At 63.2% G+C, this 21,077-nt stretch carries 22 protein-coding genes; 9 read left to right on the top strand and 13 right to left on the bottom strand.

Annotated features, from left to right (window positions below; genetic code table 11):
* Positions 1–25: 25 nt before the first annotated feature.
* On the bottom strand, positions 26–586 hold the full coding sequence (locus WKV53_RS15450; RefSeq protein WP_341405673.1) for a hypothetical protein: 561 nt from the start codon (positions 584–586) through the stop codon (positions 26–28).
* A gap of 431 nt (positions 587–1,017) precedes the next feature.
* On the opposite strand from WKV53_RS15450, the gene rsmB reads away from it, so the two are divergent.
* The gene (gene rsmB / locus WKV53_RS15445) at positions 1,018–2,271 is read left to right on the top strand and encodes a 16S rRNA (cytosine(967)-C(5))-methyltransferase RsmB (protein WP_341405672.1); all 1,254 of its coding nucleotides are present in this window, start codon (positions 1,018–1,020) and stop codon (positions 2,269–2,271) included.
* 51 nt (positions 2,272–2,322) lie between these two features.
* The gene (locus WKV53_RS15440) at positions 2,323–2,460 is read left to right on the top strand and encodes a hypothetical protein (protein ID WP_341405671.1); all 138 of its coding nucleotides are present in this window, start codon (positions 2,323–2,325) and stop codon (positions 2,458–2,460) included.
* 328 nt (positions 2,461–2,788) lie between these two features.
* Here WKV53_RS15440 and WKV53_RS15435 read toward each other — a convergent pair whose 3' ends face one another.
* From WKV53_RS15435 to WKV53_RS15405, 7 genes are all read right to left on the bottom strand, one after another.
* Complete coding sequence (locus tag WKV53_RS15435) at positions 2,789–2,956, bottom strand: hypothetical protein (protein WP_341405670.1); 168 nt, start codon at positions 2,954–2,956, stop codon at positions 2,789–2,791.
* 13 nt (positions 2,957–2,969) lie between these two features.
* Positions 2,970–4,556, bottom strand: a complete 1,587-nt coding sequence (locus WKV53_RS15430; RefSeq protein WP_341405669.1) for a hypothetical protein — start codon at positions 4,554–4,556, stop codon at positions 2,970–2,972.
* Between the two features lie 57 nt (positions 4,557–4,613).
* The gene (locus tag WKV53_RS15425) at positions 4,614–4,994 is read right to left on the bottom strand and encodes a dihydroneopterin aldolase (protein WP_341405668.1); all 381 of its coding nucleotides are present in this window, start codon (positions 4,992–4,994) and stop codon (positions 4,614–4,616) included.
* Entirely contained in the window at positions 4,984–5,535 is a 552-nt protein-coding gene (locus WKV53_RS15420; protein ID WP_341405667.1) for a hypothetical protein, read from the bottom strand. Before WKV53_RS15420 ends, WKV53_RS15425 begins: the two co-directional genes overlap by 11 nt.
* Positions 5,536–5,722: 187 nt before the next feature.
* Positions 5,723–6,772, bottom strand: a complete 1,050-nt coding sequence (locus WKV53_RS15415; protein ID WP_341405666.1) for an NUDIX domain-containing protein — start codon at positions 6,770–6,772, stop codon at positions 5,723–5,725.
* 12 nt (positions 6,773–6,784) lie between these two features.
* Positions 6,785–7,153: a DciA family protein gene (locus WKV53_RS15410; protein ID WP_341405665.1), complete on the bottom strand. Its 369-nt coding sequence runs from the start codon at positions 7,151–7,153 to the stop codon at positions 6,785–6,787.
* An 11-nt stretch (positions 7,154–7,164) separates the two neighbouring features.
* Complete coding sequence (locus WKV53_RS15405; protein ID WP_341405664.1) at positions 7,165–7,404, bottom strand: ferredoxin; 240 nt, start codon at positions 7,402–7,404, stop codon at positions 7,165–7,167.
* 208 nt (positions 7,405–7,612) lie between these two features.
* Between WKV53_RS15405 and WKV53_RS15400 the strand changes: the two genes are divergently transcribed.
* Positions 7,613–8,773, top strand: a complete 1,161-nt coding sequence (locus tag WKV53_RS15400) for a hypothetical protein (RefSeq protein ID WP_341405663.1) — start codon at positions 7,613–7,615, stop codon at positions 8,771–8,773.
* A gap of 2 nt (positions 8,774–8,775) precedes the next feature.
* Positions 8,776–9,603, top strand: coding sequence for a hydrogen peroxide-dependent heme synthase (hemQ, locus tag WKV53_RS15395; protein ID WP_341405662.1), 828 nt, complete (start codon positions 8,776–8,778; stop codon positions 9,601–9,603).
* Positions 9,604–9,764: 161 nt separating this feature from the next.
* On the opposite strand, the gene tnpA is transcribed toward hemQ, so the two are convergent.
* From tnpA to WKV53_RS15380, 3 genes are all read right to left on the bottom strand, one after another.
* Positions 9,765–10,217, bottom strand: a complete 453-nt coding sequence (tnpA, locus tag WKV53_RS15390) for an IS200/IS605 family transposase (RefSeq protein ID WP_341405661.1) — start codon at positions 10,215–10,217, stop codon at positions 9,765–9,767.
* A 205-nt stretch (positions 10,218–10,422) separates the two neighbouring features.
* A complete protein-coding gene (locus WKV53_RS15385; protein ID WP_341405660.1) occupies positions 10,423–11,673 on the bottom strand; it encodes a S1C family serine protease in 1,251 nt (416 codons plus the stop codon).
* Positions 11,674–11,732: 59 nt separating this feature from the next.
* On the bottom strand, positions 11,733–12,719 hold the full coding sequence (locus tag WKV53_RS15380; protein WP_341405659.1) for a S1C family serine protease: 987 nt from the start codon (positions 12,717–12,719) through the stop codon (positions 11,733–11,735).
* Between the two features lie 100 nt (positions 12,720–12,819).
* On the opposite strand from WKV53_RS15380, the gene WKV53_RS15375 reads away from it, so the two are divergent.
* From WKV53_RS15375 to WKV53_RS15355, 5 genes are all read left to right on the top strand, one after another.
* The gene (locus WKV53_RS15375; RefSeq protein ID WP_341405658.1) at positions 12,820–15,246 is read left to right on the top strand and encodes a transglycosylase domain-containing protein; all 2,427 of its coding nucleotides are present in this window, start codon (positions 12,820–12,822) and stop codon (positions 15,244–15,246) included.
* A 43-nt stretch (positions 15,247–15,289) separates the two neighbouring features.
* Complete coding sequence (locus tag WKV53_RS15370; RefSeq protein ID WP_341405657.1) at positions 15,290–16,999, top strand: transglycosylase domain-containing protein; 1,710 nt, start codon at positions 15,290–15,292, stop codon at positions 16,997–16,999.
* 18 nt (positions 17,000–17,017) lie between these two features.
* On the top strand, positions 17,018–18,040 hold the full coding sequence (locus WKV53_RS15365) for a Fic family protein (protein ID WP_341405656.1): 1,023 nt from the start codon (positions 17,018–17,020) through the stop codon (positions 18,038–18,040).
* Positions 18,041–18,129: 89 nt separating this feature from the next.
* Positions 18,130–18,522 carry a Minf_1886 family protein gene (locus WKV53_RS15360; RefSeq protein WP_341405655.1) on the top strand — a complete coding sequence of 131 codons (393 nt, stop codon included), beginning with the start codon at positions 18,130–18,132 and terminating at the stop codon, positions 18,520–18,522.
* Positions 18,523–18,623: 101 nt separating this feature from the next.
* Positions 18,624–19,052, top strand: a complete 429-nt coding sequence (locus tag WKV53_RS15355; RefSeq protein ID WP_341405654.1) for a Minf_1886 family protein — start codon at positions 18,624–18,626, stop codon at positions 19,050–19,052.
* A 42-nt stretch (positions 19,053–19,094) separates the two neighbouring features.
* Here the strand turns inward: WKV53_RS15355 and WKV53_RS15350 are convergent, their stop codons facing one another.
* Together WKV53_RS15350 and WKV53_RS15345 are read right to left on the bottom strand one after the other, a co-directional pair.
* Positions 19,095–19,832, bottom strand: a complete 738-nt coding sequence (locus WKV53_RS15350; protein WP_341405653.1) for a purine-nucleoside phosphorylase — start codon at positions 19,830–19,832, stop codon at positions 19,095–19,097.
* A gap of 194 nt (positions 19,833–20,026) precedes the next feature.
* Positions 20,027–20,956: a 2-dehydropantoate 2-reductase gene (locus tag WKV53_RS15345; protein ID WP_341405651.1), complete on the bottom strand. Its 930-nt coding sequence runs from the start codon at positions 20,954–20,956 to the stop codon at positions 20,027–20,029.
* Between the last annotated feature and the right edge of the window lie 121 nt (positions 20,957–21,077).

Genomic DNA, 21,077 nt, shown 5'->3' with positions numbered 1-21,077 from the left:
CCGCATCCTTATTCTCGGGACGAAGTTAGACGCGTGACTGTTGATTGCTCTCTTCCGGATTCTGATCAATTTGAGCTAGGTCAGCCCGAAGGGAACGAAGTGTTTCTAGAACTTGCTTGCCCAAACTAGTAGGCGAAACTTCGCCGCCTTGGCCAATTGGCCCATTCGAGCTGATCATGCCTCGCGCTCGAAGGTCACGATACACTGCCTCTTGCCCGGTGTGGGCCTTATGCCCCGGGTTATCATTTGCGAGCGCCAGCAATGAAAGGTGTGACGAGCCGAGCCCTTCGATCAACGAGGCCATCCAAGGCTGCGATTCGATGATTTTGGACAGCGCCCGCAACACAGGATCGGCGGGATCGGCTGTTATTGAAAGGTCGCCAAACTTCGCTTGCGAAATTCGAGCAAGGCGGCCTTTGACCAAATCGAAGATCTGTATCGTGTACTTCTTCCATGTGATTCCGAGGCACACCAATGAGCATGCTGCAAAAGAGAACTGAAGCCCCTTATAAAGAGAGTAAGCCGCCGCCGCGGCAAAAACAAACCACACTACCAAATCTCGGATGGGACGGCGAAAGATAGTCATGATGTTACCTGTTAGCCTGTTATTGTAGACCCACGCTCAAAGCCAGCCATTCAATTTTCGGTCAGCTTCGACGAACCCCGCAAACCGATGAACGTTCGATTATTTTGCGTTTGGCATCCCGTGGCTCATCGCCAAGAACGAGGCTTAATTGTTTGAGATGTCCTAAGAAACTTCACACCAAGATCACGCAATAAGTTTCGTCAGTTCCCATCAGCTCGTAGCATCTCGAGCCCTCTCGTGCATTGCCGCATCATGCCTAATGGCCCGCAATTCGTCTTTGTTCTGCAACCTTGCGGCTTCCGCAATTCACTTATTTAAGTCATTCGTCATTTCTCTTGCACAAAGCTTGAAACCTCCGTCCCACCAGCCTTCCCTCCCCTTCCCCGGGCCTTTCCTCTGGTCTCTGGTTTCTGGCCTCTAAAATCTTCTTCATGAAATCCCCGCGCCGCGCTGCCGTCTCCATTCTCCGTGCATGGACGAAGGGCCACGCCTACGCCGAAAACCTCATCGAGCGCCATGCCTCGCGGAATGACCTCTCCTCCGCGGACCGGGCGCTGCTGAATGCGATCGTGCTCGGCGTGCTGCGGAACCTGCGGCTGCTGGACCACTGGATCGGCGAGCTTCGCAAGGGGAAGCTGGATGACGAGACGCGGGACATCCTCCGCGTCGGCCTCTGCCAACTCCTCATCCTGGAGCTCCCCGACCACGCCGCCGTCTTCGAAACCGTGGAACTCGGCAAGAGCGCCAGCCGTGGCCTCATCAATGCAGTGATGCGCCGCGCCGCCGCGACGAAGAAGAAGCTGCTCGATCTTTCCGAAGTCCCGCCCGCCGTCGCCTGCTCGCATCCGGACTGGCTGCTGAAGCGCTGGAAGAAGGCCTACGGGAAAGACGAGGCGATCGAGCTGATGCTCTTCAACAACCAGCCCGCGCCAACCATCGCGCGGATCAATCCCTTGGCTCCCGCCAGCGCCGATCTCCCACCTGCGCCCCGTAGCCAGGAAGAAGACGAAGAAACAACCGTCCCCGACCTCCCTGATGGCTTCTTCCAAATCGAAGGCCCCATCCCGACCCAACTGCTCGCCTCCGGCGCCATCTACATCCAGGACCCCGCAACCCGCCATTGCGTCGACCTGTTAGACCCACGCCCCGGCGAGCGCATCCTCGATGCCTGCGCCGCCCCCGGCGGCAAGGCCTTCCTCATCGCCGCTGCTCAAAGAGGCGGCAAGGACCTCATCTGCACCGACTCGAACGAAAAGCGCCTCCCGCGCCTCCGCGAAAACCTCGAGCGTCTCCACATCAAGGACACCGAGATCGACTGCCACGACTGGAGCACCCCCGCACCGGCCAAGTGGCACGCCTCCTTCGATGCCATCCTCCTCGACGTCCCCTGCTCGAACACCGGCGTCTTCCGCCGTCGCGTCGATGTCCGCTGGCGCATCAAGCCCTCCGACATCACCGAGCTCACCAAGCTCCAGCGCCAGATCATCGAGAACGCCCTCCCCTGCCTCAAGCCCGGCGGCCGCCTCGTCTATTCCACCTGCTCCATCGAAGCCGAGGAAAACACCGGCCTCATCGAAGCCCTCCTCGCCGATCACCCCGAGCTGTCCCTGGAAGGCACCCACCAGGCCCTGCCCCAGCGCGATGGCACCGACGGAGCCTTCGCCGCCCTCCTGCGCCTGGCCTGAAACCCGACCTTGCCGGACCTGCCGAAAGCTGATCATCCTTTCCCCACCCCGATGAAATCCTGTTTCGGCATGCTGCTCACCATGATCGTCCTCTTCGCTGTCATCGCCAGCAGCGCGACGATCTGGTACCTGAGCAATACCGCGGAGTTCTCGCGGAAAGACGCCCCGGCGGCTGCTCCGGCACATTGAAAGCGTAAGGAGCAGCATTTGCCTTCAAGCGCCAACGGCGCGGCAAGTCCTCAGCCCCGGCCATCGGCCGGGGTTTTTCGTGCGCAGGGCACGGCGGCCTGAAGGGACGCGAGACGTGAGCAGATGAAACCGGCATCACGGTCATCTTGGTAACACGGACTCGCCGGAAAAATACGCGCTGATTGATCCTGCGAGCCTTGCCCAATCTCGCGACCTTTCAGGCCGCCATCATGGCCATTCACAAACCCCGGCCGTTGGCCGGGGCTGAGGGCTTGCCGCCCCGTTGGGGCTGGAGAAGGAGCCGAAAAAACGACTTACCACCCTAGGCTCACTCCTCCATCTCCGCCTCCCCGCAGCACGATCCACGCGCGTGCACACACGACTCGCACCAGCCCACGCCATCCACCACCATCACCGCCTCGCGTCCGCAGATCGCGCACGTCTCATCCTCCGGCTTTCCGGACGCCGGCTCCTTCTTCTCGGGTCCTCCCTCCATGCCCGAACTTAACCTACTTTCGCCCACGGATCGACTCCAACGCGTGCTGAATCAGCACCTTCATCTCCGGATTCGCATCCTTCATCGCGCCTTCCAGCACCGGCACCGACTTCGCCGTGCCGACCCTGCCTAGCAGGCGCACCGCGGACATCCGCTGGACCGGAGTCGTCTGGGGAAGACGGGACAGCACCTTGTCTTCCACCGGCTGGCCGAAGGCACCGTAATTCTCCTCCCACTTGTTCGGCTCCTGCAGCCACAAGCGATCGAGCAAGGAAACCGCGGCCATGTCCTTGCGGCCCGCGAGGAAGGTCACCAGTGGCTCCGCCACCTCGCCATCCGCCGGCAGTTTCTCAAGCACGCCGAGCACCACCTCCTCCATCCCGTCGCCAGGCTCGCTCCACTTCGGCAAAGCCTTGCCGATCTCGAATTGGATCGCGAAGTCGCCCTCCTGGATCAGCTCGCCCATCCGCTTGACGATGTCCTTGCGGTAAAGCTTCGGCTCCACCGGAGCGAGGCGATTGACGGCCTTGCGCGCGCGCTCCAGGTCGATGCTTTCCAGCTCGCGCTTGTTCAGCTCATAGAAGGCCGGATTCGCCGGATCGGTCAGCTTCTCGAGCGCTCCTTCCTGGAAGCTCTCATTCTTCACCACCACTTCGATGATCCGCAGTTCATCGGACGGACGGTGAACCTCGCCGAAGCGTTCGCAGAGGCGCGCGAGATCACCGATGTCCCCTTTGAAACCCGTCACCACCATCAGATACTCATTCGAGCGCGGATACATGTGGGAGCTCGGATCGGCTCCGGAGTTGCGGATGATGTAGTCGCGCACCTGCGGCCGGTGGAACTCGCGCAGGCCGCGCAGCCACAGGCCCACGGCCTTCGGATCGGTTTCCAGCGCACGCGCCAGCGGCTCGTAGGATACCTGCCGCTTCAGCGCGGCCACGCTCTCCTCCTCCGCCGTCTTCGGCCTTTCCGTTTCCTTGCCGGGAGTTCCCGCAGCCGGGGCATCCTCCGCGATATCCGCCCCGCTGCTGGCAAGCGTGACCCCATTCGTGAAAAAGAACGGCAGCGAGATCAATCCGCCCGCCGTCAGCAGCGCCGCCAAAACAGCCCGGCCACGCGCCCGCGGATTCGCCGCAACGAGCAGCACGCCGCTGACCACCGCCGAGAAAACGGCCAGCATCAGCCGCTTCGACTGCGAGGCCCCGTAGAGCACCCCACCCGGCATACCGCCGAAGATCAGCATCAGGATCACGATCACCGCGATCAGCACCGCGCTGAAGCCCAGCACCAGCCGGAGCGGCGAGGTCGGCTCGATGGTGCGGTGCACCGGCTCCGGCGCGTATTGGATCGTCTGAAAGGTCGATTGGGACGGCGCCGCATTCCGCGGGACACGGGAAAAGGAGTCCAGGGCCGCAGCGCGGCGCTCGCCGGGATAGAATTTCTTCGCCCGCACCACCACCTCGTCATTCACGCGGAAACGGTGCTCGCAGGTGCCGCACTCCACCATCCGGTCGCGCAATTCCAGGCCCACCTTGAAGCGTTGGCCACATCCGGGGCACCGGATGGAGAGCTTTTCGGCGTCGGCGTGTGAATCCATGTCCCCGAAAGATGGCGGATCAGGCGAGCATTGCAACCCGGGAGAGGCGGCCAGTCGTTAGACCGTCCCGCGCTCGCGCCGGAGGTGCACCGCGACGCATTCGGTATCAGGCAGGATATGTTTTTCCACCGTCACTTCCACCGCGCTCACGACAGGAAATTCCAGTGTCAAATTGGCCACATCCGCCGCCAGCGTCTCGATCAGCCGCCGCGGCCGGGCCGCCGACAGATCCTGGATGGCGGCCGCCAGCGCGGCGTAGTCGAGCGTGCGGGAGATCTCGTCGCCCATCGTGTGAAACGGCGTCCCCACCGACAGCTTCACCGTCACCCGCAGCTGCTGCGGCAGCGCGCGCTCCTCCTCCGGCACACCGATGTGACACGTCACCTTCAGCCGCCGGATTTCGATCTCGTGGAAGTCTCCCATGAAATCAACGCGCATACAGGCCGCAAGGCGCCGAGACCGCGCACGGTCCGCCCGTGATCCCCACCGGCGGGATGATGATCTCCACCGGCTGGCCATTCACCTTCAGCGTCGCCGTGGCAGCCGGAGCTTCAAGACCCTGCTGGGTGAAGGGCGCGGTCGCGATCGGCGCGCGCTGGATCAGCTCGGCCGGGGCCAGCCCCGTGAGCGAGGTTTCAAAGACATGTCCAGCTACCTCGACCCGCGCCGAGCAAGCATCCGGACCGGACACGATCTCGATCTTCGCATCCAGCACCGGAGCGCCCTCGAAAGGCGTGCCCGCGAAAATCTGCGGGCCGAAATACGCACCCACCTTCGGATCCGTGGAAACGAATCCACACACCGCCGGCGGCAAGGAAGGATCCGGCTGCCAGAAAACAATCCCCGACGGAGCCGAGCCCACCGGCGTGTGGACCATCCGCGCCACGTGCACGATCACATTCGGCATCGCCACGTCCGGCGCAGTCACGGCGATCAGATCGACGCCCCCTTCCCAGCTCATCCAATTGGTCACGGCCATGATCGGAGGCTTGATGATCGAATGAGGAAATCAAGCCAAGCGCGTGGCTTCTCTTCTTGTAGCGGAAGGACTGCGTCCTTCCGGCTGGGTGCGGACCGTAGCGGTAATGATAGCGGCGATCCACCTTCCGCCCTCGCCCCGCCGGAACGACGCAGTCGTCCCGCTACAAAAGCGTAAAGACCACCCATCACACCGGATGCTCGATCAAATCCTGGTTCAGCGCCTCCACCAGCAGCGTCCGCGTCGGCCGGTTCAGATCCAGCCCCAGCGCCGCGGCCGGCGTCACCCACCGGTATTCCTGCGCCTCGTCATTGAGCTTCACCTCCCCCGGCTTCGTGCGCGCCACATAGTTCAGCAGCAGGAAATGCTCCGGCCGCTGGAACTCATCCGAGTCGATGCAGTCCTGCACCAGCACGAAGTGGGGATGCGTGATCTCCAGCCCCGTCTCCTCGCGGATCTCGCGGCGCAGCGCATCCAGCGAGCTCTCCCCGCGGCGGATCTTCCCACCGGGGATCCCCCAGCGGTGACCCCACTTGTGGGTCTTCACCATCAGCAGCTTGCCATTTCCATCATGAAGCAATGCGCCCACCGTAGCCACCGGCCGCGGCTTCCAACCATGCCGACCTAACAAAGTCCTCAGCACCGCCAGATCCGGCACCGTCAGATCCGGCCGCGCCTCGGACAGCGGACCCGCATGCGTGTAGCCCGTGAGCACCGCGATCGACGTGAGATTGCCATGCCGCGCGGTATCGATGTCATGCGTCATGTCCCCCACGAAGGCGCTCTCCTCCGGTGCCAGCCGATGGCTTTCCAGAATCCCCAGGATCCGCTCCCGCTTGTCCAACACGCCCGAGTAGGTCGCCTCGAAAAAATCACTCAGCCCCAGATCCACCAGCTGCGCATGGAAGGCATCGCTATCCATGCTCGTCAGCACGAAGCAGCGGACGCCGTGGTCGCGGCACCATTCCAGCTTCTCACGCGCATGCGGCAGGATCGTCACCGCCGCCGTCGACTCCGAGAAGGCCTTGCGGAAATGCACCTCCAGCTCCGCCAGCGGCACGCCGGGGATCATCTCCTCATAGAACTCCGCATAGGGCAGCCGGAAACGCCGCCGGAAGCTCTCGCGATCCAGCGGCTCCTTTCCATAAATGCCCAGCACATGGTTGGTCGCCTCCAGCACCGGCGGGAGGTCATCCACCAGCGTACCGGACCAGTCGAAGATCAGATTGCGAAACATGAAAGAGGGAGATCAGCCGACATGGAAGCGAATGCTCTTCACCACGCCGGCACCAGCAGCTTCCTGGACTTTTTGCAGCAGCACGGTGCGCGTCTGCTCCAGGTGAAAGCGCATCGCCGGTTGCAGCACATGGAGCGTCAGGCAGCCGCCCTTCAGCGACACCGGCGTGGCATGGCGCGCCACGAAATCACCCGCCACTTCCTTCCACATCGAGCGCAGCTTCTCCTCATCGATGCCCTCGGTCGCACCAGCGGCCTTGAGAATGGATGCCAGGAATTCCTTCGGCAGGTGCAGCCGCTCGTCCAAGTGCGCCGGCTCCTCACCCCGCCATTCCCGGAGCACCGCGCGACGCATCGCTTCGAGCCGGGATTCCTTGGCCATGGCTTTGGAGATCAGTCTTCGCTGCCGTCGTCACCGATGGCTTCGACCGGGCAGCCTTCCATCGCCTCGCGGCTCTGGGCGCGCTCTTCGTCGTTCTCCGGCTGCTTGTAGACGTAAGAGTAGCCCTCGTCGTCGGAGCGGGTGAAATTGTTCGGCGCGGTCTCGCGGCACAGGTCACAGTCGATGCACTGGCTATCGACGTAGAATTTGCCTGTGACGTTTTCCCGGTTCTTGTCTTCGCGGTCGGCCATCGTGGAGAGGAAATGCTGCTGGCGAGTGCATCGCGCCGCCGGGACCCGCATGCAATCCCTTTTTGCCGTTTCGGAGCGGGTGGCGGGCCATCCGGGCGCGAAAATAGCCGGCAGTGAACCAATTCGTCACCTCCGCCGGGCAGGCATCGCCGAGGTTTCCACTGGCCAAGTCCGGGCGTGGTTCCTAAACCGGGGGCCACCCTCTGCCATGTCCGCGGAACCACCCAATCCCTCCGGCTTGCCGGGCCGCAATCGCCCGCATCTTTCGGATCTCTCCCGGGAGACCACGGAGGAGGATTTGTGGAATCTCGACGAGGAAACCACCGCAGCCGTCCGGCCCCGCCAGCCAAAGGCCGCCCCAGCTGCTCCGGCAGCCAAGGATGTGACCCCGGTGCCCGAGCCCGCCGGCCCCGCCGAGCCGCCCATGCCGCGCGGCCTGAGCTCACCGGTCAAGCCGCTGACTCCCCGCTCCGCCCCCTCTGACGAAATCGGCGAACTCGACGAGGACGAAATCCCAGCCACTCCCAAGGCCAAGTCAAAGCCCGCAACCCCGCCCGCACCCGCGAACGAGGTCGTCGCCCTGACCAGCGCCATCGACGAAGCGCACACGCCTCCGGCCGCAGCCGCTCCGAGCGCCCCCACGTCCCCGGCCGTAGCCGACCCGGAACCTTCCGTGGACGAAGAAGAGGAGGAGGAAGAGCAAGAAGAAGCGGACGGCTACGAGGACGACCTGCTTGCCAAAACGACCTCACGGGAAAACCGCCCTCGCGGTGCTTCTTCGCCCGCCGCCAAGGGGAACATCCCCCGCCCCCGCCTGAACCGCCGCGAAGTCATCGGCATCGCCACCTTTGTGGTGGTCGCCATGATCGCCTCGGTCTGGGTGCTCACCCGCTTTTTCAGCCTGCTTTCCTTCACCCGCGATTCTGACAGCCGGCCGAGCTACCCGATGAAAGGCCAGCTCGCCACCATCTCCTCCGGCAGCACCTTCTGGCGCGAGCCGGTTCGCTCCGGCGAGAGCCGCGACGTAGCCAAGCGCGATGTCGTCCTCATCCCGGTGCTGGAACTCTCGCTCGACCCCGGGAACTCCGGCGGCGGCTCCTTGCGCGTGATCTTCCGCAATGCCGAGGGCAACCCCGTCGGCGACCCCATCACCCGCGGCTTCGGTGCCGGTCGCTTCGAAACGACGGGCAATGCCACGGCCACCTTCACCGCCACCGATGGCTTCAGTGCCGACGGCGATTTCCAGGCCTACCGCACGGGCAAGGGCAAGCTCTGGACCGTCGATGTCCTCGAGGGACCGCCCGGCGGCACTCCGGCCAGCTCCTTCAAGAAACTTTCCTCGATTCCCATTCTCCCCGAACGCCGCTGATCATGTCCGATTCGAATGTTTCCCCGCTGGTGTCACGCGAAGGCTGGCACGTGATGCACCTCTTCTATCAAATCGACCACTCGCAGTGGTCCCTGCTCGGCGATGACGAGAAGCGTGCGGCCAAGACCCGCCTCACCGAACTGGTCCAGGAAATCCGCGCCACCAAGGACACCCACCTGCTGACCTTCGCCATCGCCACCCCGAAGGCGGACATCGGCTTCATGCTCCTTACGCCGGACCTGCAAGTGGCCACGGCCTATGAAAAGCAGCTCACGCTTTCGCTCGGGCCGGAGATCCTCAGCCCAGCGTATTCGTATCTCTCGATGACCGAGAGCTCGGAATACACCACCACCTCCGCGCAATACGCCGCCGAAACCCTGATCGGCGAAAAGGGTCTCACCGAAGGCAGCGCGGAATTCGAACAGGCGATGAAGGAATTCGAGGAGCGCATGGCGCACTACCTCAAGCACCGCCTCTACCCGGTGCTGCCGGATTGGCCCGCCATCTGTTTCTACCCCATGTCCAAGCGCCGCAGCGGTGCCGACAACTGGTACTCGCTGTCCTACGAAGCACGCCGCGAATTGATGAGTGGCCACGCCCGCGTCGGCCGCACCTATTCCGGCCGCATCCTCCAGCTCATCACCGGCTCCACCGGCCTCGATGAATACGAATGGGGCGTCACCCTGCTCGCCAAGGACACCATCGACATCAAGTCGATCGTCTACGAAATGCGCTTCGACGAAGTCTCCGCCCGCTACGCCGAATTCGGCGACTTCTACATCGGCATGCAGCTGCCGCTGGACGAGTTGTTCCGCCGGGTGTGTTTGTGAGGTGGGGCTGATCAATCCCACGCGGCCCGCGCAGTCACAGAGACCCGCTACGCTCATTCTTCAGGGCCAACGGCCTGAAATCCCTCAGCCCCGGGCAACGCCCGGGGTTTTTCGTGCGCAGGGATGGCGGCCTGAAGGGTCGCGATACGTGAGCGGCTCCCTCAATTCCAAACGTACCGCTCATCGAACGGCACCTGATACTTTTCCAGCAACAACCGGTATTCCTCCTGGAACGTCCGCTTGCGATGATGCTCCGCCTGATTCGCAAGGTAGGCCACCACCTGATCGGCATCGGATTGACTGACGGAGAATGCGGCGTAACCGGATTGCCAATGGAACGAGGACAATCGCGCGTCCTTCGATTTAATCCATTTCGATGACGAGGTCTTCACCGCCTCGACGACCTCAGCAATCGTTTTGGTGCGTGAAAGGCCGAATAGCATGTGCACGTGATCCCCGACTCCACCCACGCGCAAAGACGGGCAATCCATACTGTCCAATGTTCCCGCAAGATAGGGATGAAGCTCGGCCTGAAGTGCGGTTGATAGAGCAGGTTCCCGGTTTTTTGTGCTGAAGACCAAATGGATCAGAATGCGAGAGAGCGATTGTGGCATCGTGGATGTCACAATCGTAAATCTGCAGGGATTGTGGAACCCCATTTCCGGCCTTGGTTAGAAGACAAACCGCACCCATATCGCAGCCCTTCAGGCCGCCATCCCCCACGCACGAAAAACCCCGGGCGTTGCCCGGGGCTTAGGAATCGTGGGCCGTTGGCCCTGAAGAACTCTACCTGTTGCTCACGAAGCGAAGCACATTGGATCACTCATCCAGCCCATCCATCTCCGCCCGCATCCGGTCCATCAGCTTCTCCATTTCCTCCAGGTGATGCCGCAGATTCTCCGCCGCCCCCGGTGGCGCTGGCACCGCGCGCGGAACCCGCTGCTGCGGTGGCATGTTCTGACCCACCTGCCGCTGTCTCGCCTGCTCTTCCTCCTCCATCGCCGCTTGGGCGACCTCGGGGGAAACCGGCTCGCGTGACAACAGATCGATCACATGCTTCGCCGGAATCACAAAACTCCGCGTACGGTCCGCACGCGCGATCCCGATTCCCACGACATTGCCATCCAGATCCACCACCGGCCCGCCGCATTGCTCGCGGCCGACGCGCAGGTCGGTCTGAATCACGCTGGGAAATCCCTCATGCACCAGACTCAGGCCTTTTTCATCCGCGCCCATCCGCTCCATCTGGCGCAGGCGGCCATTCGGAATCTCCGGGTAGTCCACGTTCCGCTCCTTGAGCTCGGCATTGGCGGTCGCCTCGGCACCCTTGCGGAGATACCGGATCGCGATCTTATCCCCCGGGTGAAAACCGGATAGCACCGACTTCAGCTCCACCAGATTGGTCACCGTGCGGCCATTGAGCGCAAGGATGCGGTCGCCGCTCTCAAGACCCGCAAGGGCTGCAGCGCTGCCCTTCTCGACATCCTCGATCTTCAGGCCCTTCGCTGGCGGATCGGTATTCGCGATCACGCCCAGGAATGCCTGGTCCTTTTCGCGCAAGGAACGCGCCTCGACCGCCACCACCCCCACGCTCACCGGCGTGTCATCCGGCGATGCGGCGATCAGGAAATGGCCCAGCTTCGGCGCTTCGCGATCCGTCAGCTTCACCGCCGGATAGCTCGCACCCTTCAGTTGGAGCAGGGCCAGGTCCTCCTCCTGATAGACACCGATCACGGTGGCCGTTGCCGTGGTGCCATCGCCACCCACGACCTTGATCGGGCCGCGGGTCATCGCGATCTCACTCCACTTGGTCAGCGCCTTGGTGCCGTCTTGGACGACGGTGCCGTAGGCCACCGAGCGCAGGCCATAGCCGGTATCCGCCCACACCCATAGCGTGGACGGGACCACGGGGCGGACGGACGGGCGCACCGCGTCGATGAATTCCATCGACTGGCGCTGCACCGTTTCCGCTTCCTCCGGGCGCATCAGCGGCACCTCGCCGCGGCCCTGGGCGAACGCGCCGGCCACCAGGGCGGCGTGAAATGCGGTCGCAAGAAGACTGGTTCTCATAATGGGACGAAGATGAAAAAGGTTCCGGTTCGGACTAAATTTAAGATTCAGATTCAGGCTCAGCGGATCTGGTTCTTTTGCTTCAATTCGATCTCCAGCTTGAGCGGCTTGTCCGCGCGCAAGATGCCGATCTTGACCTTGTCGCCCGCCTGCTTCTTCGCGAGGAAGATCTGCAGCGCGCGGCCATCGCGCACCTGCTTGTCCTCCACACTCTGGAGAATGTCACCCGGGCGGATGCCTGCCTTCGACGCATGCTCGCTCACGCCGGAAATGACGATCCCGCCACCACGGACCTGCGACCCGAGCTCGATACCCATGACGGCTCGCTCCGGATTCGACATCGGGTCCATCTGGAGCTGGCCCCAGACTTCCCCCGCGATCAGCCGGTCCCAGTCCTCTTTGAAACCATCCACTCCCGCGTGGTTGTTATTCTTCAGGGCATCACCGATCGAGGAATTGATCCCCACGATCTTGCCATTCAGGTCGAACAGCGGACCGCCGGAATCACCGCCGATCAGCGTGCAATCCGTCGTCAGGAAATTCCCGGGGCCGTCCGAAACCACCGAGCCGAATCGCACCGGCGGAGTCCGCGCCGGATCGAATCCCGTCGAGTGACCCATCGCGATCACCCAGTCGCCCGCTTCCAGCGGCTTGGATTCCCCGCGCTCAATGAAGGGCCACGGGCCTTTCTCCTCGATCTGAACCATGCCGATGTCCTTCGACATGTTCGCGCCGAGCACTTTGCCCTTCACCTGCTTGCCGTCCGGGAAGACGACCAGCACCTGCTCCGCGCCCTCGATCACGTGGGCCGCGGTCAGGATCAGTCCGTCGGCGGAGGTAATGACGCCCGACCCGGAAGCCCCGCTTTCCTCGGAAATCAGGGCCACGGTGGATTTCATCGCCTTCTCCGCTACGGCTGCGATCTTGCCTTCAAGCTTGCGTATGTCCTCGATCGAGCCCACGGGCTCGCGCGACCACGCCGGTTGCAACAAGGCGGAAGCCAGAACGGCCGCCGCCACTCCATTGAAAAATCTCGGATGCTTCATCGCTTTCTCACACGTCAAAGCGACACACTCGCCCACCTTTGTTTGAGGTGCGATATCGCCTTCGCATCCGCGGACCATCCGCGTTAAGTTCTCCACGTCCATGCCGAAATCATCCCCGAAGGACCCCGGCAGCCCAACCGGAAAATTCTCCGATAAGCGCTCGTCCAACCGCAAGAAGACCGAACCGGCCCGAAAGCCCGTCGGACTTGGTTCCGTGATCCTTTTCTGGCCGTTTTTAATCTTCCACGGCCTCATTTCTCCCCTGCCGAAGTTCCTCCGCGTCCCGATCCGGCTCCTCGGCGACCCACTGATCGCGGGACTTTACGCAGGTCTCGCCATGGCCGGATTTTATTTCGTCCGCGCCCGTCCCTACGACATGGCGAAGGTCGCGGAAATGCCCGAGCGGACCGTCGTTTTCGACCGCCGCGGCGAGGAACTCGGCCGCATCCACGGCGAGAAACGCGACGTGATCAAGGTCTCCGAGGTCGCCCAGGACTTCATTTTCGCCATCCTGGCCCGCGAGGACAAACGCTTCTACACCCACGGCGGCGTCGACTGGATCGGCGTAGGGCGCGCGGTGAAGGAAAATTTCGTCCGCGGCGGCGCCGCCCAGGGTGCCTCCACCCTGACCATGCAGCTCGCGCGGAATAGCTTCGCGCTGAAAGCCTCGCTTCTCGATTTCTCGCCGAAGATCCAGGAGCTCGATCGCAAGCTGCTGGAAACCGCCGTCTCCTACCGCATCGAGTCGACCTACTCGAAGGAGGAAATCCTCCAGCACTACCTGAACCGGATTTTCTGGGGCCACCAGGTCCGCGGCATCGAGGAAGCCTCGCGCACTTACTTCGAGAAATCCGCGAAGGACCTCACCCTCTCCGAGTCCGCACTGCTCGCCGGCATCGTCCGCGGCCCGAATGCCTTCTCCCCTTTCAAGGACATCGACAAGGCCATCCGCGAACGGAACACCGTGCTCGATCGCATGGTCTCGGAAGGCTTCATCAAGGCGGACCAAGCCGAAGCCGCGAAGAAGGAGCCCATTTCCATCCGCCCGGAGTGGCGACGCATCTTCCACGATAGCTACGCGATGGATGCGATCCGCCGCGAACTCGAGCGCATCCTGGAAGAAGAGAACATCGAGCTCGGCGGACTCCAGATCACCACCACCATCGATCACTTGATTCAGAAGAAGGCCGAGGAAGCACTGGATGCGAAGCTGCGGGAGATCGAGCGGCGGCCCGGCTACGATCACCAGACGCGCGCCGCATGGAACGCGCTGCCCATCGACAAGAAGACCCAGCCCCAATATCTCCAGGGCAGCGTGGTCGCCATCGAGAACCTCACCGGTGCCGTGCTCGCCATTGTCGGCGGTCGCAATGCCGACGAGTCGAAGTTCAACCGCGCCCTGCAAGGCAAGCGGCAGATCGGTTCGGTCTTCAAGCCCTTCGTCTACCTCGCCGGCTTCGAAAGTGGCATCCGCCCGGATACCCTGATTGACGATGGTCCGATCTCGCGCGGCGAAATCCGCGGCGCGGGCGCCTGGCATCCGCACAACTCCGACGGCAAATTCGGCGGTTACCTTCCCGCTTCCACCGGCTTGATCCGATCGCGCAATACCATGTCCGTGCGCGTCGGCAATCGCGCCGGCATCGACAAGGTCGCGGACGTCGCCCTTTCCGTCGGCTTCGAGACCCCGATGCCGAAGCTGCCGACGTCCTTCCTCGGTGCATGGGAAGCCAGCACCTACGAAGTGGCTTCGGCCTACACGGTCTTTCCGAATTGCGGCGTCCGCTACGCTCCGCGCCTGATCAAGGAGATCCGCGATCGCAATGGCAACGTGGTGTGGCCGGAGAAAGGTGACTCGCCTTACATCTCCTACGAAGCCGTCAGCAAGGGCCCGGCCTGGAGCGTCTCTAACATCCTGCACGAGGTCACCACCCGCGGCACCGCGGCCGCCATCAAGAGCCTTGGCTTTAACAAGGACTGCGGTGGCAAGACCGGCACCACCAATGACTACAAGGACGCATGGTTCGCCGGCTACACCTCCAGCATCACCTGCGCCGTCTGGGTCGGCCTGGATACGCCGAAGAAGACCATCGAAAAGGGCTACGGCGCAACCCTCGCCCTGCCCGTGTGGGTGGAAGTCATGAAGACCGCCGACAAGCTCGGCTACAAGGCGGAGGGCCTGAAGTCACAGCTTTCCTTCGTCGAGTGCCGCCTCTGCCGCAGCTCCGGCAAGCGTGCCACCGCCGGCTGCGAAGCCGCCCAAGAGGCCTATACCGACAACGTCCCGAAGGACATGGTGCCTGCCGAAAACGATCTCTGCCCCGATCACCCGGCGAAGGCCATCCCTCTCGACGGCGAGGTGCCAGAGGCCACCACGTCCAACCGTCCTCCAAAGGCCCAGCCGGTGTCTGACGACTCACCGATCCTCGATGAAGAGGAAATCGAGATCCCCAAGGCCATCCCGGTCGATGAAGGCGAGCCCGTGATTCAAAAAGCCATCCCCGTCCCCGAAAGCCAAGGCCGCTAGCCATCAGTCTGGTCTAGCGTCTTGAAGTCTTCCGTCTCCCCTTATGTCCACTTGGCGACCGATCCGCAGAACCCCGGCCTGGCTGGCCTGGATGCCGGGTTGGCTGCGCACGTCGATGAAGTGGCTGCTGTGGACCGGCGTCATCGGCGGCACGCTCGGCCTGATGGTCGCGCTGTTCTATTTCTCGAAGGCCTCGCGGTTCGACCTCGCCGAAGTCGCGAAGATGCCGGCGCATACCGCCATCTATGATCGCAATGGCAAGGAGATGGGCAGCGGCGGACCTAACAGCCGCCGCCTGATCACCCGCGCCGACATTCCCAACTTCCTCGTCAATGCCCTGCGTGCCCGCGAGGATGCCCGCTTTTTCGAACACAGCGGCGTCGATGTCCGCGGTCTTGCTCGCGCGGCCGTGGAGAATGTCAAACGCGGCGGCATGGCCCAGGGCGCATCCACGCTCAGCATGCAGCTCGCGCGGAATACCTTCGAAATCCGCGAGAAATCGATCAACCGCAAGCTGCTGGAGATCGCGCTGACGCTACGGCTTGAGTCGCGCTACTCGAAGGACGAGATCCTCGCGAATTACCTGAACCGCATCTATTTCGGTGCCGGTTGCCACGGCATCGAGCAAGCGGCGCGCACCTACTTCGGCAAACAAACGTCGCAGCTCAATGAAGCCGAAAGCGCGATGCTCGTCGGCATCATCCGCGGCCCGCACATCTTCTCGCCCTTCCGCAATCTCGATGCCGCCCGCGAGCAACAGTCGCAGACGCTCGCCCGCATGAAGGCGATGGGCCTCATCAACGACGCCGACGTCGCGCGAGTGAAGGCGATGCCGATCAAGCTGGTGCCCCAGGAGCAGCGCGGTGCCGAACGCTCCTACGCCCTCGAAGCGATCCAGAAGGAACTCCAGACCATCCTCGACGACGTGGACATCCGCGACGGCGGCCTCACCGTGCGCTCGACGCTCGATGCCGGCTGGCAAACGCGGCTTGAGACCGACCTTTCCGAATCGCTGCGAAACATCGAGCAATCCAAGGGCTGGGAATACCCCACCCACGAGAAACACCAGCAAGGCGCCGAGCCGCAGTATCTCCAATGCGCCGCCGTCACCCTGGAGACGAAGACCGGTGCCATCCTCGCACTCGTCGGCGGCCGCGATTACCTCGACTCGCGCTACGACCGCACCATCGGCGCCCGCCGCGACCTCGGCTCCGCCTTCTCCCCATGGGTCGCCGCCGCCGCCGCCGAACGCGGTCGCCTCGTGCTCCCCGGCAAGCCCGTCCAGACCGGCCGCCAGATCGGCCCGAAGGAAACCATCCGCATCGCCAAGCGCTGCGGCATCACCGGCCCCTTCCTCGAAACCGAAGACCTCTTCCGCGGCAGCGCCGCCGCCACCCCGCTGGAACTCGCCACCGGCCTCGCCACCCTCGGCAATGCCGGCCAGCGCCCGAAGCCCTACTTGATCCAGAGCATCACCGCCCCGGACGGCAAGGTCCTCTACACCGCCGCCCCGAGCACCACCCCGGCCATCGGCAAACAAGCAGCCAAGGAAGCCGCCGACCTTTTGGACAAGGAATCCGGCACCCGCGTCCAAGCCGGCGCCACCGGCTCCGGCCGCGACGCCTGGCTCGCCCGCCTCGGCCCCAAAGGCTCCACCGCCATCTGGGTCGGCTTCGACGACCCCCAGCGCATCGCCCCCGCCAAGCAACTCGACAGCGTCCTGGATGACCTCGCCCAGCGGCTGGGGAATTGAGTGCCCATATCGATCTCCATGCCTAAGCCTCACCAGCCGCCCTTCACTCTCACGTCGCGGATCGTCGCGCTCGTGGCAGAGATCAGCGAACGGGTGGGGCGCTGGGTAGGCGAAGGACGCGAGGCTGTGTCGCCACGGCTACGCCGCGAGAATCGCATCCGCACCATCCAAGCCTCGCTCGCGATCGAGAATAACACGCTCAGCATCGACCAGGTCACCGCCATTCTCGAAGGCAAGCGGGTGCTCGGAACGCCACGCGAAATCCAAGAGGTCCGCAACGCCATCCTCTGCTACGACCGCTTCAGCGACTGGAAGGCGACCTCAGCCGATGATTTCCTCACAGCCCACGGCATCATGATGAAAGCCCTCGTCGATCAAGCGGGAGCTTTCCGCTCCAGCGGTGTCGGCATCTACCGGGGAGACAAGCTCGTCCACATGGCCCCGCCCGCGAATCGCGTGGAGCATCTGGTGCGCGATCTCTTCCGCTGGGCGGAAACCACCGACCACCACCCACTGGTCGCCAGCTCGATCCTCCACTACGAGATCGAGTTCATCCACCCCTTCGCCGACGGCAACGGCCGCATGGGCAGGCTTTGGCAATCGCTGGCCCTCGCCTCGTGGCATGCGGATCTCGCCTACCTGCCCGTGGAGAGCCTCATCAGCGAACGCCAGGAAGCCTACTATGCCGCATTGGGTGAAGCGGACCGGCAAGCGGACGCCGCACCCTTCGCGGAATTCATGCTGACCGCCATCCGCGACGCTCTTGATTCGCTTCCAGCGACCGAACAAGTAACCGAACAAGTAACCGAACAAGTAACCGAACAAGTAAGGTTGCTGATCCGGTGCTTCTCCGGGGCCGAAGAGGTGACCTCTGCCGAGCTGATGCAGCGGTTGGGTCTAACCCACAGGCCTTCTTTCCAAAAAAGCTACCTCCAGCCCGCGCTAGCTTCGGGACGGATCGAGATGACCAATCCCGCCTCGCCGCGCAGCCCGGTCCAACGCTACCGCCTCACAAAGCGCACCCGGCAGAAAAGACCATGACGGGAGAAAACCGTCCGCCTGCCATCGCGTGCTTCGCTCCGCCCGGTGGCTTTGACTTCTCGAAATGAAACGGGCAATCTCTTCGGTGAATGTCCCCACAACTTTTCGAGCTGGCAGTCGATTTGATCTTGGAACGGGAGAAACGCTACCACGAGCTGGCGTACTACTTCCTAAAGGAAGCGCTCGATTTCACACTCTGGCGGGTGGCACAAGACAATGGCGGCCAGTTTCGCCAGGTCACCGGTCAGGAACTGAGCCTTGGTTTTCGCGATCTGGCACTGGAGCAATTCGGCTCGGGCACCTCGAGCTTGATGCTGAAGTGGGGCCTGCGCGGCAGCGCGGATATCGGCGAAATGGTCTACCTCCTGATCGACGCGCAGATCCTCTGCAAACTGGATAGTGACAAGAAAGAGGACTTCGCTGCGGTATTCGATTTCGATGACCTGCAGCATGAAGGCGGCCCCGAGGATGAACGGACGTAGTTCTACGTAAGTAGCCCCGCTTGGCCCCGGAAATCCAAGGAAGTCGCCCGTTAGCTAACGGCTTTGACTCCGTCAAAGGAACCGGGCATCCTCTCCTGCGAATGAAGGCACTGCAGTTCGAGCAAGCGGTCGAAGCGATCTTGAAGCGCGAGAAGCGATACGATCCGCTGGCCTACCTTTTCTTGAAGGAATCGCTCGATTTCACGCTGAAGCGCGCCTCCGAGTCGAACAACGGCGAACCGCGGCACGTCTCCGGCAAGGAACTCTGCGTCGGCTACCGCGACCTCGCGCTGGAGCAATTCGGCCCCATGGCCGCGACCCTCATGCACGAGTGGGGCGTCCGCGAAAGCGGCGACATCGGCGAGATGGTCTTCCACCTCATCGACGAGCAGATGTTCGGCAAGCAGGACAGTGACACCAAGGAAGACTTCGCCGCTGCCTTCGACTTCGACGATGCCTTCGTGACGCCGTTCCAGCCGAAAAAGAATCGGCAGGCAGCCACTCCGGAGCCTGAGAAGGCCCTGAACTGACCGTCAGCCCACTGGGACCGCGGGATTCATCCCGCCCGACTGCTACAGCCCGCACCAGGCCTCCAGCAGCCCCATCATCTCCCCCGCCGCAGCCGCGCCGGTCTCAATCACCTCCGCGTGATTCAGTTCCTCCGGCGACATCCCGGCCGCCCAATTGGTGAGACAAGAGAAAGCGCTGACCTTCATCCCCAGCGCACGCGCCTGGATCGCCTCCAGCACGGTGCTCATCCCCACCGCATCCGCGCCCATCGCCCGCAGCATCCGGATCTCGGCCGGCGTTTCGTACTGCGGCCCTCGTAGCCCGGCATACACGCCCTCGTGGAGCAGCACCTTCCGCTCCGTGGCCAGCGAGTGGAACTCCAGCATCGCCTCGGCATCGTAGACCTGCGTCATGTCGATGAAGTTCGGCCCGCCCTCCAGCGGCGACGTGCCCGTCAGATTGAGATGATCATTCAGCATCATCCAGGTCCCCGGCGCATGATCCTCATTCAGCGTGCCGGCGGCATTCGTGAGAATGATGTGCCGCACTCCCTGCTCATAAAACCACCGCACTCCCGCGGTGATCGCCTTCGCATCATGCCCTTCGTAAAGGTGCACCCTCCCCTGCATCACGATCACCTCACGACCGCCAAGCGTGCCAAAAAGAAAGCGCCCTGCGTGACCTTTCACGGAAGAAACCGGCAACCCCGCCTCGGCAAATCCCACGGTCTTCGTCACTGCCACGCGATCCGCCAAGGGACCGAGTCCCGACCCTAACACGATACCCACCGGTTCAGCCATGCCACATCGTGGACCGGATCAGCCCCTCACATCAAACCCCAAGTGGCCCGGCGCGAATGTCGCCGTCCCCACTGGGAGCGCGGGATTCATCCCGCTTGGACGGCAGGGCTCGCCAGTCCGGAAAAGCGGAATGAATCCCGTGGCCCTAAGGGGTGTCGACGTTCCGTCGACGCGTTACAGACACCACGTCCACACTACTGCCCAAGCCGCTCCCGAATGCGTCCCGCCAGCCGCTCCATGTGAGGCACGCTCATACCTGCAGCCTTCGCCCGCCGCAGCGGCTCCGCCCAGATCGAATCAAACTCCACCTCCCTGCCCTCCACATAGTCGATCATGCTCGATGGCCGGTAAGGCCCCATCGGCCGCGTCCGCTCCACATTGAAATCGATCAGCGAGTCCTCCAGCGCCAGCCCCTGCGCCCGCGCCGCGCCAATCACCTCCGCCATCAGCGCGCGGATCTCATCTTCCACCCCGAGCGTGGCTAACAGGATATCCGTGGTCACCCCGCCCTCGGCAATCGCGAGCCCATTGAAGGGAATATTCCACACCAGCTTCGTCCACTGCGCCGCCGCCAGCAGCGGCGCCGCTTCCGTCGGAATCCCAGCCGCCGTGAAACGCCGCGCAATCTCCGGCCCACGCCCACGGTCATCATTCACGAACTCCCCCACGCTGATCCTGCCGCCGGCAGTGTGGCTGACATGGCCGGGAGCGATGCGATTCAGGCACACGAAACAAAGCGCACCCAGCACCCGCTCGGGACCCACGATCTCCGCGATCTGCTCACAGTTCCCCAGCCCGTTCTGCAAGGTCAGCACCTGCGTCCCCTCATGCAGCAGCGGCGGCAGCACCTCGCCTAACAGATGATTCGAAGTCGTCTTCCAAGCCACGATGACCAGGTCCACCGGCCCGATCTCCGCCGAGCTACGGAAGCCCTGCACCTCCGGCAGATGCAAATCCCCCGCCACACTCTCGACGCGAATCCCGTCGCGCCGCACCGCATCATAATCCGACTTCAGTAGAAACCGCACATCCTCCCCATTCGCCGCAAGCCGCGCCCCATAATAAAGCCCGATCGCTCCCGAACCAACGATGGCGACGGATTTGAAAGTCCAGTTCCCGCTCACAAGGAAGATCTACGGACGGACCGGGCAGCCCGCAATAGAATGTAGCGCGGTCCGCCCCACCCTCCGTAGGCGCGGTGGTGACACCGCGGAAGCAGCGAGTGAAGCCGACCTCACCCTCGCG

This window comes from Luteolibacter sp. Y139 (genome assembly GCF_038066715.1).
GTDB lineage: Bacteria > Verrucomicrobiota > Verrucomicrobiia > Verrucomicrobiales > Akkermansiaceae > Haloferula > Haloferula soli.
This window is presented reverse-complemented; position numbering and strand designations above follow the sequence as displayed.

Coding starts and splice junctions, on each gene's coding strand:
- WKV53_RS15450 (WP_341405673.1), bottom strand. CDS start 586: ATGACTATCTTTCGCCGTCCCATCCGAGATTTGGTAGTGTGGTTTGTT.
- rsmB (WP_341405672.1), top strand. CDS start 1,018: ATGAAATCCCCGCGCCGCGCTGCCGTCTCCATTCTCCGTGCATGGACG.
- WKV53_RS15440 (WP_341405671.1), top strand. CDS start 2,323: ATGAAATCCTGTTTCGGCATGCTGCTCACCATGATCGTCCTCTTCGCT.
- WKV53_RS15435 (WP_341405670.1), bottom strand. CDS start 2,956: ATGGAGGGAGGACCCGAGAAGAAGGAGCCGGCGTCCGGAAAGCCGGAG.
- WKV53_RS15430 (WP_341405669.1), bottom strand. CDS start 4,556: ATGGATTCACACGCCGACGCCGAAAAGCTCTCCATCCGGTGCCCCGGA.
- WKV53_RS15425 (WP_341405668.1), bottom strand. CDS start 4,994: ATGCGCGTTGATTTCATGGGAGACTTCCACGAGATCGAAATCCGGCGG.
- WKV53_RS15420 (WP_341405667.1), bottom strand. CDS start 5,535: ATGGCCGTGACCAATTGGATGAGCTGGGAAGGGGGCGTCGATCTGATC.
- WKV53_RS15415 (WP_341405666.1), bottom strand. CDS start 6,772: ATGTTTCGCAATCTGATCTTCGACTGGTCCGGTACGCTGGTGGATGAC.
- WKV53_RS15410 (WP_341405665.1), bottom strand. CDS start 7,153: ATGGCCAAGGAATCCCGGCTCGAAGCGATGCGTCGCGCGGTGCTCCGG.
- WKV53_RS15405 (WP_341405664.1), bottom strand. CDS start 7,404: ATGGCCGACCGCGAAGACAAGAACCGGGAAAACGTCACAGGCAAATTC.
- WKV53_RS15400 (WP_341405663.1), top strand. CDS start 7,613: ATGTCCGCGGAACCACCCAATCCCTCCGGCTTGCCGGGCCGCAATCGC.
- hemQ (WP_341405662.1), top strand. CDS start 8,776: ATGTCCGATTCGAATGTTTCCCCGCTGGTGTCACGCGAAGGCTGGCAC.
- tnpA (WP_341405661.1), bottom strand. CDS start 10,217: ATGCCACAATCGCTCTCTCGCATTCTGATCCATTTGGTCTTCAGCACA.
- WKV53_RS15385 (WP_341405660.1), bottom strand. CDS start 11,673: ATGAGAACCAGTCTTCTTGCGACCGCATTTCACGCCGCCCTGGTGGCC.
- WKV53_RS15380 (WP_341405659.1), bottom strand. CDS start 12,719: ATGAAGCATCCGAGATTTTTCAATGGAGTGGCGGCGGCCGTTCTGGCT.
- WKV53_RS15375 (WP_341405658.1), top strand. CDS start 12,820: ATGCCGAAATCATCCCCGAAGGACCCCGGCAGCCCAACCGGAAAATTC.
- WKV53_RS15370 (WP_341405657.1), top strand. CDS start 15,290: ATGTCCACTTGGCGACCGATCCGCAGAACCCCGGCCTGGCTGGCCTGG.
- WKV53_RS15365 (WP_341405656.1), top strand. CDS start 17,018: ATGCCTAAGCCTCACCAGCCGCCCTTCACTCTCACGTCGCGGATCGTC.
- WKV53_RS15360 (WP_341405655.1), top strand. CDS start 18,130: ATGTCCCCACAACTTTTCGAGCTGGCAGTCGATTTGATCTTGGAACGG.
- WKV53_RS15355 (WP_341405654.1), top strand. CDS start 18,624: ATGAAGGCACTGCAGTTCGAGCAAGCGGTCGAAGCGATCTTGAAGCGC.
- WKV53_RS15350 (WP_341405653.1), bottom strand. CDS start 19,832: ATGGCTGAACCGGTGGGTATCGTGTTAGGGTCGGGACTCGGTCCCTTG.